The following is a 2,353-nucleotide window of genomic DNA, read 5'->3' as shown; positions in this document are numbered from 1 at the left end:
GTACAGCACTTCTGGCTGCCCGTGAGCCTTCAGGGCTTGCTTGAGCCGGTTGCCTGGAAATCGGGCATGGCCGGTTCTGAGGGGGCGGGGGCGCGGCAACGCGTCCCCGCTACCCGACGAAATCGAACTCTCAGCCCTGACCCGCCACTGCCTCGACCGCCGCATCAGCGACTTCAACACCGAACTCACCGCCCGGCAGGACGCCACCGACGCCGACCGGCGACAGACTCAATAGACTTCCCTTGCCTGCACCGTCCGAGTCTAAGGACGTCTTCATGACCGCTGTCTTCGTCAACGGCAACCCCGAGACCGCTGCGGTTTGGGATCCACTGCTCGCCGAGTTGGACAGGACCGACGTCCTACGTTTGTCACCTCCCGGCTTCGGCGCACCCATCCCGAACGGCTTTGACTGCACCGTGCTGGCCTACCGACAGTGGCTCGTCGGGGAACTGGAGTCGCTCGACGAGCCGGTCGACCTCGTCGGCCACGACGTGGGCGGCAGCACCGTCGTCTCCGTCGCCATGACACGGCCTGACCTGCTTCGGAGCTGGACCAGCGATTCGCTGGGCGTATTCGATCCGGACTACGTATGGCATGACCTCGCCCAACAATGGCAGACCCCGGGGACCGGCGAGAAGTCGGTCGCGGAGTTGCTGGGTGGCACACTTGACACGCGGACCGAGCGCATGGTTGCCCGGGGCATCAGCAGGCCGATCGCCGAACGACTGGCCGCCGCCCAGGGACCACAGATGGGCCGTGCCATCCTCGCCTTCTACCGGTCCGCTGCCCAGCCAGCCATGGCCGACCTGGGCCGCGACCTTCCCGCAGCTGCGGAACGCCCCGGTCTGGTCATTATCGGGACCGAGGACCACTTCGTCGGCTCGCAGAGCATGCGCCGCCGGTCCGCAGAACGAGCGGGAGCCCGCGTCGAGATCCTCGACGGTGTTGGACACTGGTGGATGGTGCAAGCTCCAGCCCGTAGCGCGAGGGCGCTCACCTCCTTCTGGGAAAGAAGCGAGGCCTCGTAGCGCGCCTCGCCTGACGCGGAGGACGGCGCAGACCGTGCCCGGCCCGCCGACACCGAACCGACCTGCACAGCCGCCAGCTGACGACCGCCCATCGGCATGAGCGGGCATCGCCAAGAAATGCCCTGTCCGCGGCATGCGCGGACGTGTTGCCTTGCGAAAACCATTGGTGACCGACTTGCTCCGCTGATGTACTGATGGCCACCGTGAGTCTGCCGCGTGACGGAGGTAGTAGTCGTGAGTGGCTATAACGCGCTTGCCGAGGTGTACGAGTGGCTCATCTCAGATGCAAAGCTGGCTCCGGCCGAGTTCGCTGCGTCGTTCGATGAGGTCCTCAGTCTTCTGCCGTCGAACGCTCACGTCCTCGATTGTTCGTGCGGGACCGGACAGTTGGCGGTTGGCCTCGCCGGTCTTGGCATGCACGTTGTCGCAACTGACGCCAGCGAAGCGATGGTTCGTCGGACTGCGGAGTTGTCTGAGGAGTTCGGGGCATCTGTCCGGACAGTGCGGGCGGACTGGCAAGAGCTGCCCGACCATTTCGATGACGACACCTTCGACATGGTGTTCTGCGTTGGTAACTCGCTGCACCATGCCGAGGGCGCGCGAGGCAGAGTTGCTGCTCTGGAGTCGATGTCACGGCTTCTGCGCCGTGGCGGGCGCTTGGTACTCACCTCCCGCACTTGGGAACTCGTGAGGGCCAGAGGTTCCCGGCTGGACATCAGTGACCGACTCGTCCGCCGGAACGGTCGCGATGCCGTCGTGGTCTACCGCTGGGACATCGCGCCGAACTGGGAGGACGAGCACCACCTCGAGATTGCGATCGCGCAGGTGGATACGGCTGGGTCGGTTCTTGCCCGCTCGGAACTGCTGTCGAGCTGGCCCTACCGATACGAAGAACTCGAAGTCGAGTTGCACCGGGTCGGACTCCAGACGGAAATGAGCACGTTCAACCTTGAGGCCGAGAACTACATGGTGGTGGCGAGCAAGGTAGAGACAACGGGCTCTCAGTCCGTGGCCGGACCGCGCGGTTGAACCAGAAGGCTTGCGTCCTCTCCTCGGCAGAAGCGGACATTTCCCGACGCGGCGGGCCAGTGATCGACGCCGTCACCACCTGATCGTCATAGGTCCCACGTGCCTCACGGTCCTCGACCTGGCGTACGTGCCCGACCAGCATCGCTCGTGTTGACCTCTGGACAACCGGCTAGGTGGCTGGTGTCTTAGATTGTGAGGGGTGTGTCGGTCGCGGTGATCGGGTGGCCGGTCCGGCAGGATGAGTGGTGTGGCCTTGGGACGCACGCCTCGTCAGACCGATCTGTTGCGCTCGACCG

General features: G+C 65.0%; 2 protein-coding genes. Both read left to right on the top strand.

Features of this window, described 5'->3' with window-relative positions:
- The first annotated feature begins 275 nt into the window (after positions 1–275).
- Complete coding sequence (locus QMK34_RS47235) at positions 276–1,028, top strand: alpha/beta fold hydrolase (protein ID WP_326421579.1); 753 nt, start codon at positions 276–278, stop codon at positions 1,026–1,028.
- 216 nt (positions 1,029–1,244) lie between these two features.
- Entirely contained in the window at positions 1,245–2,057 is an 813-nt protein-coding gene (locus QMK34_RS47230; protein WP_326421578.1) for a class I SAM-dependent methyltransferase, read from the top strand.
- The last annotated feature ends 296 nt before the right edge of the window (positions 2,058–2,353 follow it).

Origin of the sequence: Amycolatopsis sp. H20-H5, assembly GCF_035828755.1 — a bacterium.
In the GTDB taxonomy this organism is placed as follows: domain Bacteria; phylum Actinomycetota; class Actinomycetes; order Mycobacteriales; family Pseudonocardiaceae; genus Amycolatopsis.
This window is presented reverse-complemented; position numbering and strand designations above follow the sequence as displayed.

Excerpts from the sequence above, each read along its gene's own strand:
- QMK34_RS47235 (WP_326421579.1), top strand. The coding sequence starts at position 276 with ATGACCGCTGTCTTCGTCAACGGCAACCCCGAGACCGCTGCGGTTTGG.